Source organism: Cohnella sp. OV330, from assembly GCF_900112065.1.
In the GTDB taxonomy this organism is placed as follows: domain Bacteria; phylum Bacillota; class Bacilli; order Paenibacillales; family Paenibacillaceae; genus Cohnella.
The window spans coordinates 71,179-85,322 of record NZ_FOKE01000012.1 but is presented as its reverse complement, the minus strand read 5'-3'; the positions used below and the strand labels follow the sequence as shown (position 1 = coordinate 85,322).

13 protein-coding genes are annotated in these 14,144 nt (G+C 61.6%); 12 read left to right on the top strand and 1 reads right to left on the bottom strand.

Annotated elements, in window-relative coordinates:
- The first annotated feature begins 25 nt into the window (after positions 1-25).
- From BM235_RS32170 to BM235_RS24865, 6 genes are all read left to right on the top strand, one after another.
- On the top strand, positions 26-172 hold the full coding sequence (locus tag BM235_RS32170) for a hypothetical protein (protein ID WP_158544092.1): 147 nt from the start codon (positions 26-28) through the stop codon (positions 170-172).
- Positions 173-202: 30 nt separating this feature from the next.
- Entirely contained in the window at positions 203-1,189 is a 987-nt protein-coding gene (locus BM235_RS24885; protein WP_369803549.1) for a GNAT family N-acetyltransferase, read from the top strand.
- A complete protein-coding gene (locus BM235_RS24880) occupies positions 1,186-1,890 on the top strand; it encodes a PIG-L deacetylase family protein (RefSeq protein WP_090116957.1) in 705 nt (234 codons plus the stop codon). Before BM235_RS24885 ends, BM235_RS24880 begins: the two co-directional genes overlap by 4 nt.
- Positions 1,891-1,896: 6 nt before the next feature.
- The gene (locus tag BM235_RS24875) at positions 1,897-3,048 is read left to right on the top strand and encodes an exo-beta-N-acetylmuramidase NamZ family protein (RefSeq protein WP_090116956.1); all 1,152 of its coding nucleotides are present in this window, start codon (positions 1,897-1,899) and stop codon (positions 3,046-3,048) included.
- A 77-nt stretch (positions 3,049-3,125) separates the two neighbouring features.
- A complete protein-coding gene (locus tag BM235_RS24870; protein ID WP_255374587.1) occupies positions 3,126-4,718 on the top strand; it encodes a glycoside hydrolase family 3 protein in 1,593 nt (530 codons plus the stop codon).
- A gap of 224 nt (positions 4,719-4,942) precedes the next feature.
- Entirely contained in the window at positions 4,943-5,857 is a 915-nt protein-coding gene (locus tag BM235_RS24865) for an N-acetylglucosamine kinase (protein WP_090116954.1), read from the top strand.
- Positions 5,858-6,170: 313 nt separating this feature from the next.
- On the opposite strand, the gene BM235_RS24860 is transcribed toward BM235_RS24865, so the two are convergent.
- Entirely contained in the window at positions 6,171-6,704 is a 534-nt protein-coding gene (locus tag BM235_RS24860; protein WP_090116953.1) for a phosphatase PAP2 family protein, read from the bottom strand.
- A 202-nt stretch (positions 6,705-6,906) separates the two neighbouring features.
- On the opposite strand from BM235_RS24860, the gene BM235_RS24855 reads away from it, so the two are divergent.
- From BM235_RS24855 to BM235_RS24830, 6 genes are all read left to right on the top strand, one after another.
- On the top strand, positions 6,907-8,064 hold the full coding sequence (locus tag BM235_RS24855; protein ID WP_090116952.1) for a glycosyltransferase family 4 protein: 1,158 nt from the start codon (positions 6,907-6,909) through the stop codon (positions 8,062-8,064).
- Between the two features lie 272 nt (positions 8,065-8,336).
- The gene (locus BM235_RS24850; protein ID WP_143106729.1) at positions 8,337-9,650 is read left to right on the top strand and encodes an ABC transporter substrate-binding protein; all 1,314 of its coding nucleotides are present in this window, start codon (positions 8,337-8,339) and stop codon (positions 9,648-9,650) included.
- 70 nt (positions 9,651-9,720) lie between these two features.
- The gene (locus BM235_RS24845) at positions 9,721-10,605 is read left to right on the top strand and encodes a carbohydrate ABC transporter permease (RefSeq protein ID WP_255374586.1); all 885 of its coding nucleotides are present in this window, start codon (positions 9,721-9,723) and stop codon (positions 10,603-10,605) included.
- Positions 10,602-11,450 carry a carbohydrate ABC transporter permease gene (locus BM235_RS24840; RefSeq protein ID WP_255374585.1) on the top strand — a complete coding sequence of 283 codons (849 nt, stop codon included), beginning with the start codon at positions 10,602-10,604 and terminating at the stop codon, positions 11,448-11,450. Before BM235_RS24845 ends, BM235_RS24840 begins: the two co-directional genes overlap by 4 nt.
- A gap of 163 nt (positions 11,451-11,613) precedes the next feature.
- Positions 11,614-12,417 carry a response regulator transcription factor gene (locus BM235_RS24835; protein ID WP_090116950.1) on the top strand — a complete coding sequence of 268 codons (804 nt, stop codon included), beginning with the start codon at positions 11,614-11,616 and terminating at the stop codon, positions 12,415-12,417.
- Positions 12,414-14,126 (top strand): sensor histidine kinase, encoded by a 1,713-nt coding sequence (locus tag BM235_RS24830; RefSeq protein WP_090116949.1) that lies wholly within the window; start codon positions 12,414-12,416, stop codon positions 14,124-14,126. Before BM235_RS24835 ends, BM235_RS24830 begins: the two co-directional genes overlap by 4 nt.
- Positions 14,127-14,144 lie beyond the last annotated feature (18 nt).

Below are 14,144 nucleotides of genomic sequence, written 5' to 3'. Positions count from 1 at the left end.
TCAGAGTGTGGACGTACGTGCATACATGGAGCGGCGGCGAGACGATTGCGGCAAAGTGTGGATGTACGTGCATACATGGAGCGGCGGCGAGATGGTCGCGGGCAAATTGTGGACGTACGTGCATACATGGAGCCTGCGTCCCGTCAGCCTCGAACGGGCTTGGCTACGATAACGGCTACTTAGTTGAAAGAAGGTGCGGCGGATGGGCCATCCGATGTTGGCGGCGTGGGAAGATCGATATGCGGACGCGGTCGTGGCGCTTTGGAACGGCGCGGCCGTCCGCGACGGCTACAAGGAGCTGACGCGAGACACGTTCGCCGAGATTTTCACGGCGAACCGGTACTTCGATCCGGCATGCGCGTTCGTGCTGTTGAACGACGGCGAGGCTCGGGGCTTCGCCTGCGGCTGTACAGGCGACGATCTGCCGCTGGGCGAAGTCGCAGGCTATGTCACTTGCATCGTGCTGGCCGATGGCTTTGACACGGACGCGAACCGGAAGGCGCTGCTCGAGGCGATAGAAGCGCGGTTCCGGGAGCTGGGCAAGCGCCAATCCGAGGTGCTTTTTTTCAACCCGATGCGCCTGCCTTGGTACATACCGGGTACGCCGGGACATGAGCATAACAACGCGCCCGGCGTAGCAGTGGACGCTGAGCTGTATCGCTTCCTCCTAAGCGAGGGTTATACGGACCGGGCGCGCCAATGCGCCATGTACAGACCGCTCGCGGACTTCGCGATCCCGGACGACATTCGGGCCAAGGAGGCGAAGGCCGCGGAGGACGGCTATGCGGTGGAGCTGTTCGATCCGCGCAGGCATACCGGCCTGGCCGAGATGCTGGCGGGTCTCGCCAATCCCGCCTGGGAGCGCGAGATCGCGGCCTGCGTCGCGGACGGAGTGCCCGTCGTGATCGCGGCGGCACCGGGCGGCCGAGCAGCCGGCTTCGCGGGACCGGTCGTGCGCCAGGACAACGGCCGGGGGTACTTCGCCGGCATCGGCGTTCACCCGGATCACGAGGGCCGCGGGCTCGGGAGCATTTTGTTCTTCAAGCTGTGCGAGGCGCTGCGCGATGTCGGCGCCGACTACATGTCGCTTTTCACGGGGAGCAGCAACCCTGCCATTCGAATCTACGAGAAAGCCGGCTTCAACACGGTACGTCAATTCGCGATCATGCGGAAGGAGCTAACACAATGAGCGACAAGCAGACGATCTTGGCTATCGGGGGCCATGTAGGGGATATGGAGTTGACGGCGGGCGGCGTGCTCGCGAGTCATTCGCTCAAGGGCGACCGCATCGTGACGCTGGCACTAACGCCGGGCGAACGCGGGGTGCCCGCGGGCCAGGACATGGCGGACTACCGGGCGCAGAAGATTCGGGAGGCGCATGCGTTCGCGGACCTGCTTGGCGGCGAAGCGATCGTGTTCGACGACATCCCCGACGGCGAGCTGCCGGACGACGCGGCGATCCGCTGGCGCGTGTGCGACGTGATCCGCAGGGTGCGGCCGAGCATCATCATCACGCATTTTAAGAATAGCATGCACAAGGATCATATGACGACGCACCGGATCGTGAACGACGCGCGCTTCTTCGCGGGCCTGCCGTCGATCGAGCGGGAGCTGCCGGCAGCCTTCGCGGGCAAGCTGTACTATGCGGAAAATTGGGAGGATGCCGTCGACTACCGCCCTTACGTCTACGTGGACTTCGACCAAGAGGCGTACGACCTGTGGATCAAGGCGTTGTCGACGCACTGGTTCGTCACCGGCAGCAGGTCGTTCCCTTATATGGAATACTACAAGCACCTGGCCCGTGTGCGCGGCATCGAGGCGCGCAAGACGTACGCGGAGACGTTCATGGTCCCCGAAGAGACGCTGCGCCTGCGTCAGTCGGAGCTGTAGTAGGAGATGGCGACGGTGCTGAACGGCGTCGACACGCTCGCGAGCGGCAAGTACGACGGTCTGCTTCAAGGCAAGCGGCTGGGGCTGATCACGGCACCGACCGGGCTGACGCTCGGCTTCGAATCCACGATCCAGCTGCTGCACGACCGGTACCATCTCGCCGCGCTTTTTTCGCCCGAACACGGGGTGCGCGGCGATCAGGCGGCCGGCGGCCTGGTGGACTCGTACATCGACGAGCGAACCGGCGTGCCGGTGTACAGCCTGTACCGCAAGGACTCGAAGCGGCTGACGCCGGACATGCTCGATCAAGTCGACGCGGTCGTATACGATATTCAGGACGTAGGCGTTCGCTATTATACTTTTATCTATACAATGCTCTATGCCCTGGAGGACTGCGCGAAGGCGGGCAAGCCGTTCGTCGTGCTGGATCGGATCAACCCGCTGGACGGCGTCACGGTCGAAGGCAATGTGCTGAAAGACGGCTATCGGTCGTTCGTGGGGGGCTATCCCCTGTGCGTGCGGTACGGATTGACGGCCGGCGAGGTGGCGACGATGGCGAACGCGCAGCAGGGCTGGGGCGCCGACCTGCATGTCGTCCGCTGCGAGGGCTGGGAGCGGGACATGCTGTTCCCCGATACGGGGCGGCTCTGGATCCATCCGTCGCTCGGCATACCGCGGTTCGAGACGGCGCTGCTGTATGGCGGTACCTGCCTTTTCGAGGGGACCAACCTGTCGGAGGGCAGAGGGACGACGTTCCCGTTCGAGATGATCGGGGCACCGTTTATCGACGCGGAACGGCTGTCGGACGAGATGAACGGGCTCGGCCTGCCGGGCGTCCGGTTCCGGCCGGCGCATTTCAAGCCGTCTTTCTCCAAGCATCGGGATGAGCTATGCCGTGGCGTGCAGCTGCATGTCACCGATGTCCGCGCGGTCCGGCCGCTCGAGACGGGGGTGACGCTCCTGCATACGATCAAGCGGAATTACGAGGCGTTCGCGTTTCTGCCGCCCTTGAGGGAAGGCTCCAGGCCGTTCATCGACCTGCTCGGCGGGGACAGCGTCTACCGTGACGAGGACCTCGAGCTGACTGAGCTGCTCGCTCGCTTTCGCGAAGAGAGCGCGGCGTTTGCGGCGATGAAGGCGGAATTTCATTTGTATTAGTACGGCTGCGGACAATCGGATCGCCGCGCAAGCGCGGTCGGCCGGTTGCCGCCTTTCTTTTTGAAGGAGGAATCCGGGTGGGTAACCAGGCAATGAATCGCCGGGAGCTGTCGCTGCGGGAAAAGATCGGCCAGCTGATCGTCACGGGCCTGCCGGGGCTGACGATCACGGAGGATCTGCGAGAGCTCGTGCGCGAGTGGAAGATCGGCAATATCATCTTGTTCGCCTACAACGCGGAGGACAAGTCGCAGTTGGCCGCGCTATGCGGCGATCTGCAGCGCCTCGCGCTTGAAGAGACGGGCTGCCCCGCCTTGATCTCGATCGACCAGGAGGGCGGGCGCGTGACGCGCTTGCCTCAGGACGCCGTCAACGTCCCGGGCGCAATGGCCGTTGCCGCGACGGGACAACCCGACTACGCGCTGGCGGCAGGGCGCATCACCGCGAAGGAGCTCAAGGCGCTGGGAATCAACTTTAATCTGGCGCCCGTACTCGATATCAACAACAATAAGCGCAATCCGGTCATCAACGTCCGCGCATACGGCGATACGGCCGAGACGGTGACGGCGTACGGCCTGCAAATGCTGCGAGGGCTGCAGGAAGAGGGCGTGCTGGCCGCGGTCAAGCATTTCCCGGGTCACGGCGATACGGCGGTCGATTCCCATCTGGGACTGCCTTCGGTGCCCAAGACATTGGAGGCGCTCGAGAAGCTGGAGCTGCGGCCCTTTCGCGCCGCGATCGCGGCGGGGGCCGAGGCGCTTACGATTGCGCATATGCTGTTTCCCGCCATCGAGCCGGAGCGGGTGCCCGCGACGATGTCGCGCTCGATCGTCACCGGCCTGCTGAAGCGGGAGCTCGGCTATGAAGGGCTGGTCATCTCGGACTGCCTGGAGATGGATGCGATCCAGAAGTATTACGGCACCGCTCAGGGCGCGCTGGGCGCGTTGAAGGCGGGCATTCATCTGCTGTTCGTCAGCCATACGCCCGCGCTCGTCCGGGAGACGGTACAGGTGATCGAACAGGCGGTTCTATCCGGCGACCTGCCGATGGAGACGATCGACGAAGCGGTGGACAAAGTGCTGTATTATAAAATGAAATATGCGTCGCCTTCGGAAGAGGCGCTCCCGCTGTCGCTCGTGGGTTGCGAGGCCCACCGGTCGCAGGCATCGGCGATCAGCGAGGCGGGCATCTGTTTGGTTGAAGGCGAGCTGTCGCCCATAGCGCTGGGCAGCGCCCGCACGCTGTTCGCGGGCAGTTATCCATACCGGACGGATCGGGCGTCGAGCCAGGTGCGGCCGGGACTCAGTTTCCCCGCGGCGATGGCGGAGAGGCTGGGTGGGGCGCAGCTGCTCACGGATATCGACCCGGACGAGGCGGAGCTGGGACGGTTGCTTCGGGAGGCAAAGGATTGTGACCGCGTGGTGTTCGGCCTGTACAACGCGGTCGACAACCTCGGCCAGCTTGAAGCCGTGCGCAGGCTTGTGTCTGCGGGCAAGCGAGTCACTGCGGTCGCGCTAGGCAAGCCGTACGATCTGGAGATGCTGGCGTGGATCGAATGCGGGCTCGCGGCATTTGAATATACGCCGCTGTCCTTGGCGTCAGTCGCCAGGGTGCTGGCCGGAGAGGTAAGGCCGGAAGGGCGGATCGAGTGCGTTTGGCAGCGCGGAAGCTGAGCCGACATGCGCCGCATCTCTCGCCCTCGCGCAGCTCCCGCGAATGCCGTCTGGGCGGATGCGTGATCAGGTTTGGGTAGAGAATGTGATCGGGAAGCCCGGATTCGGCCAACCAGGCATATAGCTGACGTTGCGGTTGCGGAGGTCGAGTAGGGGTTAGCGCAGGATATGCGATGCTTGTGAAATTGGGTCTGACGGCAATCGGGCAAAGGAGGAAATCGGCCATGAAATACGTGGCGGGCGTAGACGGCGGCGGAACGAAAACGGCGGTGACCGTCATGGACGAGACCGGGCGCACGCTAAAAACGTTTGCGTCCGGCGGGATTAATTATAACGGGCGGGATGAGTCGGAGGTCCGCCGCCATCTGGCGGACATCGTGACGATGCTGGACGAAGCGTGCGGCGGCTTGGCTTCCTGTACACAGCTCGTCGTCGGCGCGGCGGGCGTCAGCAATCCGACGGTGCCCGGCCGTCTGACCGCAGCGCTTCGCGAGTCCGGCTACGGCGGCGGCGTTCATATCGTCGGCGATCATGAGACGGCGTTATTCGGCGCGCTGGAACGCGAGCATGGCATGATTCTGATCGCCGGCACCGGATCCATCTGCTACGGGCGGAGCGAATCGGGCGACGTGCATCGCACCGGCGGCTTCGGCCACCTCATCGACGACGAGGGTAGCGGATACAGCATCGGACGCAGCGTGCTGTCCGCGGTCGTCCGGGCCCATGACGACCGCGCGCCGGCCACCGTGCTGACCGAGATGACGTATGCCAAGCTCGGCATCGGCTCGGTAGCGGAGATCGTCGGCTTCGTCTACGACCGGCGCACCGGCAAGCAGGACATCGCTTCGCTCGCGCCGCTGCTGTCGGAGGCTTGCGCGCTCTGCGACGATGCTGCGCTGGCCATTGCCGCACGCAGCGGCGCGGAACTGTGCGAACTTGTCCGGCCGGTGGCCGAGCGGCTATGGCCGGACGGCGGCGAGCTCGCGCTGGCGGGCAGCGTGCTGCACCGCAATGCGCATGTGCGCGAGGCGTTGCTGGCGCGGCTGCGGCAGGTATGCCCGTCCGTACAGGCGGTCGAAGCGCGCAGGGATGCATCCGAAGGCGCCGCGCTAATGGCGCTGCGGACGTTGAAAGCATGAGGACGGCCTCCTTTGTCATCGGAGATGACAGGGAGGCCTTTTTGCGTTTTTTTTGCGGGCTCTAACGGAGATACATCGCGGATAGCTGGGGCCGTCCATGCGAAAGTAGTCTCAGCCAGAGCTACTTCGTGGGTAACCGGGGCCGTCCATGCGAAAGTAGTCTCAGCCAGAGCTACTTCGTGGGTAACCGGGGCCGTCCATGCAAAAGTAGTCTCAACCAGAGTCGCATCGAAGGTAACCGGGGGCGCGCGTGCGCAAGTAGTCTCATCTAGAGCTACATCGCGGGTATCCGGGGCCACCAAGCAGCTTGCAGTCAGGCCACGTGAATCCACGCGCCGACGAGCAGCGCCGTCGAGCTGCCGAGCAGCATGCCCGCGATCGTGTCGCTTGGATAGTGCAATCCGAAGTAGACGCGGGACAGCGCGACGCCGGCGCCGATGGGGAGAAGAAGCGGGATCAGCGCAGGGGAGGCGGCCATCCAGGGCGTCAGCAGGGCGAAGGCCGCGGTCGTATGTCCGGAGGGGAAGGAGGGATCTTGAAGCGGGCGCGGTCCGGTCTTGGCTTGAGGAAGCACTTGATACGGACGGGAGCGGGGCGAGACGCGCTTGGCGAGGGCGACGGGCAGGTGACTGAGGACGACGGCAGCGAGTGCCTGCCAGCCGGCGATGCCCCAGATGCCGGGGGCAAGCAGGCCTGCGGCCAAGGAGACGGATAGCGAGAACGTCGCTCCGCCAATGATCGACAACAGCCAGAACAGCCGGTTCAGCGCCTCCCTGTTCCAACGGACGTTAATATGAAGGAACCAATCGCTCTCGAAGCGGCTGAGCATGCGGTAGAACTGAGCCATGGCCATCTCTCCTTTGCCGCCCGGAAGCGGCGCCTTTGCTTCTAAGTCTAGCCGCGAATTGTCAATCCGGTGTGAAGCGCGGCACGCCGGATTGTAAACGCAAAATCATCTCGCGAATTGACACTCCGCTGATTCGGCGGTGACGAAGCCGCTGTACGATGGGCCTGAATCGCATCGCATCGTCAGAGGAGGAGTTCGTCGCATGAGCGAGATCCGCCTGGCTTTGTTTACCGACACATACGCGCCTGAGATCAACGGCGTAGCCAAGACGCTGCAGAGATGGATCGCTTATCTGGAAAAGAGAGGCATCGCCTGCAAGGTGTACGCACCGGCTGGGCCGCGCCGGGCCGCCGGCTACGCGGAGACGGCGGAGCGTCTTGCCAGCCTGCCGTTTTTCCTCTATCCGGAATGCCGGCTGGCGACGCCCGTCTCGGCTTCGGCAGAGCGAAGCTTGCTGGCCTTCAAACCGACGGTGGTGCACGTGGCTACGCCGTTCGGCACCGGCCTCACGGGCCGCAGGCTGGCGCTGAAGCATGGCATTCCGCTCGCTGCCTCCCACCATACGCACTTCGCGCGCTATCTGCCTTACTACAATTTAAGCTGGGCGGGCACGCTGCTGCGGCGTTACTTGCACTGGTTCCACCGTCCCTGCAAGCGAATCTTCGTGCCGTCTCCATCCGTACTCGAAGAGTGCCGAAGGGACGGCTGGCTCGGCCTCGACCTGTGGACTCGCGGCATCGACGCCGCCGTCTTCCATCGGGAAGGCGACGGAGAGGGTTGGCTGCGCGAGCACGGTCTGCCTCCAGCGTGCTTCCCGATTCTATGCGCCGGACGGCTGGCGCCTGAGAAAGACACGCGCACGGCGCTCCTCGCCGTTCAGCGCTTCAGGGAGCAGACAGGCGCAGACGCGCGGCTCGTGCTGGCCGGGGACGGGCCGCAGGCGGCGGAGCTCCGCCAGCTCGCCGAGCGCCTCGGGATCGACGCGCTCTTCCTCGGCGCCTTGCCGCAGGCAGCGCTTCAGCGGTGGATGCAGGCCTCCGGCGCGCTTCTCTTCCCGTCGCCGACGGAGACCTTCGGCAACGTCGCGCTCGAAGCGATGGCCTGCGGCCTGCCCGTGATCGCGGCGGACGCCGGTGCGCTGCCCGATCTCGTGAAGGCCGGCGAGACAGGTTTGCTCTGCCGGCCTGGTGACGTCGATGACTTTGCGGCTGCGCTTGCGCGACTGCATGCCAACCCGGCGCTTCGCCGCGCGATCGCGGACCGGGCCCATGCCTTCGCCGCCACGCAGGACTGGAACGAGGTATTCGGGCGTTTGCTCGAGCAATTGACCTGCATCTGCGACGAAGCCGACGTAGTTTAAGGCACCCGTGCACAGTTTGCGCTATCCCTCGCCCCCCGCCGCTGGACGGCGATGCTTCGTTCCCGACCCTCGTCATCTAACGCCCCTTCCCCCGCCCGATAGACTGCTTCGCCCATCATCTCTTTGCGGATGACGGGCTTATTTCATAGAAAGCAAAATCTTCAGAGTCAACGTAAAAATTTCAGATTTCGACACCCAAATCCCCGGCCTTATAATGAACCACATGGGAGCTAGCGTTGCCTCCCGACCGACGACTTTAGGGGGATAACAGGTTGAGACAACTTAAAGCTATTTGGTTGGCATTGCCCGTGCTGGCGCTCGCCGTGACGGGCTGCGGATCGAACGGCAACAACGGCAATTCAAACGCCGCGGCATCGCCGGACACCTCTGCAAGCGCTTCGCCATCCGCGCCTTCGGGGGAGAAGGTCAAGATCCGCATGGCCTATTGGAACAAAGAGACGACGGTGCAGAGCCTGCTCGATCTGATCAAGCAGAAGCTGCCGAATATCGAGATCGAATATCAATTTATCGAGAACGCGCAGTACGACAATATCATCGGCACGCAGCTCGCCGCAGGCTCCGGCCCCGACATTATCTCGGTCGGTCCGCCCGCCGCGACGCAGTACAACAAGCTCGGATACTTGGCCGACCTGTCCAGCCTGGCCGACCGGTTCAGCGATGCGGGCACGAGCGTCTACTCGGTCGACGGCAAGCTTGTGGCGCTTCCCGGCATCAGTTGGTTCGAAGGCATCTATTACAACAAGGAGATCTTCGCCAAGTACGGGCTCAAGCCTCCGAAGACGTTCGAGGAAGAGCTGCAGCTGCACGAGGATCTGAAAAAGAACGGCGTCAAGCCGCAGGCGATGGGCGCCAAATCGTTCGAGCCGATGATGAAGTCGTCCATGGGTCTCATCATGAACGAGTTCCTCTCGCAGTCGGCGAACAAAGACTTCGACGCGAAGTACGGCAAGGGCGAGACGACGCTCGAAGGCAACTGGAACGCGGGACTGGAAAAGTGGAGCGAGCTGATCAAACGCGGCTACCTCACCAACGATATGCTCGGCATCGACTACGATCAAGCGCTGGACGAGTTCGCGACAGGCAAAGCGGCCATGTGGGAATCGGGTCCATGGGCGCTGGAGGCGATCAAGCAAAAAAATCCGAACATTCAGCTGGACATGTTCCCGTTCTACGGCTCGGCCGAAGGCCCGGGCTGGCTCATCGGCGGGCCCGGCGTAGGCTTCGCGGCGAACGCGCATTCCAAAAACGCCGACGCGGTCATGCAGGTGCTGGATCTGATCGCGACGCCGGAAGGGCAGAAGGCGTTCTGGGAAAACAATCAGGGCGGCAGCAGCTACCTGAAGGGCGTATCGTTCGACATGCCTGCCGAATTCGACGGCGTGAAGGAAACGTTCCAGGCGGGCAACGTGTACGCGCCGTGGAACAATTGGGGCGGCAGCGCCTCGTCGATCATCGAGGATTACGGCAAGGCGCTTCAGGAGCTGCTCGGCGGCAAGAGCGACGTCTCCTCCGTGCTTAAGACGACGGACAAAACGACGGCCAGACTGCTCCAATTGAACAAGTAATGTAAGCGGGCAGCCGCAGACGCGGGACATTCGCGGCTGCGGCAGCCGCATCGAAAGGTTGGTCGACCCCGTGAACCGGACAGCGAGGGAATTTCAATACGGGTTGTTCCTGATCCCGGCTTTTCTGTTTTATGTCTTGTTTTGCGTGTATCCGTTCGCGACGATGTTTTATTACAGCCTGACCGATTACTCGATCGCGAAGCAGACCGGCCTCCACTTTGTCGGCTTCCGCAATTTTAGCGAGATCGCGCATTACGACCTGCTTCTGGCAGGCATTAAAAATTCGCTTATCTACGCGGTTTTGATGACCGTGTTTCAGACGGCGCTCGGCATTTTGCTGGCGGTGGCGCTGGACAAAAAGCTCAAGACGCGAAATGTGCTGCGATCCGTCTTTTTCCTGCCCGCGGTTTTCAGTCCGCTCGTCATCGGATTTCTGTGGAACTATCTGCTCTCGACCTCCGACGCCGGCTTGATCAACCGCGCCTTGACCTCGATCGGCCTGGACAAGGTCAACTTCCTCGGCGACTCCGATCTGGCGCTGTACGCCGTCGTCTTCACGCAGCTGTGGCAGTGGACCGGATGGGCGATGGTCATCTTCCTGGCCAACCTGCAGAGCATCTCCAAAGATTACTATGAAGCGGCGGCGATCGACGGGGCGACTTCTTCGCAGCAATTCTGGAGAATCACGCTGCCGCTGCTCCAGCCGTCGGTCAGCGTCGTCAGCGTCACCGCGATGATCGGCGGACTCAAGGTGTTCGACATCGTCATGTCGCTGACGGGCGGCGGACCGGGCAACGCGACCCAGACGATCATGACGGCTTATATTAAAACTTCGTTCGACGAAGGCTTCTACAGCTTCGGCGCCGCCTACGGGGTCGTCTTCTTCGGGGCCGTGCTCGTCCTGACGATGCTGCTCATGCAACTGCTCAAAAAGTGGGGAGGGAGCAACCGGTGACAAGCCTCTCGCGCAAGGGCCGGACCCGCAAGGGAAATTGGCCGCTGGAAGCGGCCATGATCGTGCTGGCCGTCCTGTTTTTCATCCCGATCTACTACCTGATCGTGACGACCTTCAAGTCGCCCGAGCAGGCGACGCTTCATCCGCTGTCGTTTCCTTCAAGCTTCGGCTTCGCGCATTATCGCGATGCATGGCATGCGATGGACTACCCCAAGGTGCTGGGGAATACGGCGATCGTCGCCGTCAGCTCGGTCGTCGGCATCATTCTGTTCTCCTCCATGGCGGCCTACAGTCTGGCGAGAAGAGAGCATGCGGTCAATCGCGTCATTTTCTTCTTTTTCCTCGCGGGCATGATGGTTCCGTTCCAGATGGGGCTGGTAAGCCTGTTCAAGCTGATCAATTCGCTCGGCATCATGGACACGCTGCTGGCCGTCATCTGCGTGAATATCGGAGGCGGCGTCGTCCTTGCGATCTTCCTGTTCAAGAGCTTCATCGAGACGTCCGTGCCGCTCGAGCTGGAGGAGGCCGCCTTTATCGACGGCGCTTCCGTGCAGCGGACGTTCTGGCTGATCGCTTTCCCGCTGCTGACGCCGGTCACCGCCACGGTCGCGATATTGTCCACTTTGAATGTATGGAACGACTTTTTGAATCCGCTCCTGTTTCTGCAATCGAGGGACAACAGCTTGATTCTGCTTGAGGTGTACCGCAATATCGGACAGTTTTCCGTGGACTGGACCAGCCTGTTCCCGATGCTGCTGCTGGGCGTGGCGCCGTTGATGATTTTCTACCTCGTCATGCAGAAGTATATTATCAAAGGAGTCGCGGCGGGCGCATTGAAGGGCTAAAGCCCGGATAAGCGACGGTTGCAGGCATCGCTGTTCAGCCTTGCGTTTTTCCGCTGCATTACGCATCGTTGGCCTTCGGAACAGTCTTCCTCGCGGAGACTGTTTTTCCCTTACGGCCCGCGGCAGGGCATGGTACAATTTGCGCTACGGGGAGTGGTGGGACATGTATCGCCTATTGGTAGCGGACGACGACATGAACGAGCGGGAGGGCATTCAGTTCCTCATCCGAAAATTGCAGCTGCCGCTGAAGGTAGATACCGCCTCGAACGGCAAGCAAGCGCTGGAGCGCCTATCGGAGGCGCATTACGATATTTTGCTGACCGATATCAAAATGCCGTTCATGAACGGCTTGGATCTGGCGGAGCAGGCCAAAGCATTGAAGCCGGCCTTAAAAATCATCATTCTGAGCGGCCACGGCGAATTCGAGTATGCCAAACGAGCGATCCTGATCAATGTGGCCCAATATATGCTGAAGCCGATCGAGCCCGACGAGTTCGAGGCTTCGCTGAATCGGGTCATCAAGTCGTGCAGGGAGGACGAGCAGCGGGATCGGATGCTTCGCGGGCTTGCGCCCGCGCGGGATCGCGCGTCGGCCGAGGAGGAGGCGTCCGCGCCGCGCGAAGGCACGGGGGACACCGAACAGCGGCGTGCGGTCGAAGAAGTGATCCGTCTCATCGAGCGGGAGTACGACCAGGATTTGAGCCTTGAGTATTTAGCCCGGAAGGTGCATCTGTCCGGCAGCTATTTAAGCCATATTTTCAAGAAGGCGACCGGGACGAGCGTGGTCAAATATATCAACGGCTATCGGATGGAGAAGGCGAAGGCTTTTTTGTGCGAGGAAAACTACAAAATCGTAGACATTTACCGGATGGTCGGCTTTTCCGACGCCTCTTACTTCGGGATGGCTTTTAAAAATCACTTTGGCGTTACGCCCACCCAATTCCGGGCGATGGCAAGACCCGAATGAGCCGGGCAGTCTCCTTTTTCCGGAACTGGCGGCTGCGCAAGAAGCTCGTCGCCACGTATACGATCCTCATCATCATTCCGATCGTCGCCCTCGGCCTGTATTCGTATCGCACGGCCGAGAAGTACTTGCAGGAGCAGGCCAGAATCGGCCTGAGCAACACGGTCGAGCAGATGGCGCTGCACATCGACGAAAAGCTGTCTCAGCCCCGGAACTTCATGGAATTCATGGTCTACAACCCGACCGTCAAGAAGGTCATGGGCTACGAGTGGGGAGACGATATGCTCCGGTACACCAAGGAGCTCAACGACAATATCGAGCCGACGATCTGGTACTACATCAACATCAACCAGGAGATCAAGGATATCGCCTTTTATTCGGAGTATACGGGCACGCAGCTGGGCAACTTCGTCTATCCGAGCGAAGGCGTCAGGGACGAGCCTTGGTACCAAGAGGCGAAGGCCAGCAACAAAACGCTGTGGTATGCCGGCGGCGGCAAGCTGTTCGCGGCGCGCCAGATCTGGAATTACGACAATACCGCGGTCGTGGGCGTCGTGCATTTGACCTTCAATTACGACAAGCTGTTCCAGACGCTTCAGCCCGCCCGGGGTAGCGGGGAGCGGATCCTCATCGCGGACGACCGCGGGCAGTCTATATACTCGGCGCTCGGGGAGGAGGGGATCGGCGAAGCGGATCTGAACCGCATTCGAAGCACGCGCGACAGGCAGGTCGCCATGAACGGGGAGTCATATCTTCTAAGCAAAGCAAGCCTGCGCAATTCGGCATGGACGCTGTACGTGCTGACGCCGGTTCGAGGATTCGTGATGGATATGAGCAGCATCATCAAGGCAACCGTGACGATCGTGCTCGCCTGCCTGCTGATCCTCGTCCTTTTCATCTGGCTGTTCTCCAGGACGCTGGTCCGGCCGATCTATGCGCTCAAGCGGAAAATCAATATCGTTGAGGACGGCGACTTCGACGTCGCGATCGCCTCGTCCTCCAAGGATGAGATCGGCGAATTGACGGACAGCTTCGCCCGTATGGTCCAGCGGGTCAAACGGTTGATCCGGGAGCTGGATCATGCGAGAGAACTGGAGAAGGAAGCCGAGCTGAAGGCGCTGCAAGCGCAGATCACGCCGCATTTCCTGTACAATTCGCTCTCGACGATCAACTGGAAGGCGATCCAGATCGACTCTCCGGAGATCAGCAAGATCGCCAACTCCCTGTCCCGGTTCTATCGGACGAGTCTGAACAAAGGAAGGCGCATCACGTCGGTCGCCGAAGAGGTCGCCAATATCCGGGCCTATCTGGATATTCAGCTGATCATGCACAACAACGAATTCGACGCCTGGCTTGACATCGATGAGAGGGCGATGCCCTTTGCGACGCTTAACTTTATCCTGCAGCCGATCGTCGAGAACGCGATCATCCACGGCATCGACGAGAAGGAGTCCGGCCGCGGCGGCTTAAGAATCTCCGTCGCGCTGGAGGAAGGCGTCGTCCGCTTCACCGTTCAGGACAACGGAAAGGGAATGAGCGAAGAGGAAATTCGGCGGCTGTACGAGGAAGAAAGCGGCGGCTACGGGCTGCGCAACGTGCATGAGCGGATACGGCTGCACTACGGCCCGGCGTACGGCGTGCGCGTAGAGAGTGTGCCAAGCATGCATACGAAGGTGGATATCGTGATTCCGACGGAGCATCCTTCCGCTTGATGCAGGGCTGTCTGCAAG

Excerpts from the sequence above, each read along its gene's own strand:
- BM235_RS32170 (WP_158544092.1), top strand. The coding sequence starts at position 26 with ATGGAGCGGCGGCGAGACGATTGCGGCAAAGTGTGGATGTACGTGCAT.
- BM235_RS24885 (WP_369803549.1), top strand. The coding sequence starts at position 203 with ATGGGCCATCCGATGTTGGCGGCGTGGGAAGATCGATATGCGGACGCG.
- BM235_RS24880 (WP_090116957.1), top strand. The coding sequence starts at position 1,186 with ATGAGCGACAAGCAGACGATCTTGGCTATCGGGGGCCATGTAGGGGAT.
- BM235_RS24875 (WP_090116956.1), top strand. The coding sequence starts at position 1,897 with ATGGCGACGGTGCTGAACGGCGTCGACACGCTCGCGAGCGGCAAGTAC.
- BM235_RS24865 (WP_090116954.1), top strand. The coding sequence starts at position 4,943 with ATGAAATACGTGGCGGGCGTAGACGGCGGCGGAACGAAAACGGCGGTG.
- BM235_RS24860 (WP_090116953.1), bottom strand. The coding sequence starts at position 6,704 with ATGGCTCAGTTCTACCGCATGCTCAGCCGCTTCGAGAGCGATTGGTTC.
- BM235_RS24855 (WP_090116952.1), top strand. The coding sequence starts at position 6,907 with ATGAGCGAGATCCGCCTGGCTTTGTTTACCGACACATACGCGCCTGAG.
- BM235_RS24835 (WP_090116950.1), top strand. The coding sequence starts at position 11,614 with ATGTATCGCCTATTGGTAGCGGACGACGACATGAACGAGCGGGAGGGC.
- BM235_RS24830 (WP_090116949.1), top strand. The coding sequence starts at position 12,414 with ATGAGCCGGGCAGTCTCCTTTTTCCGGAACTGGCGGCTGCGCAAGAAG.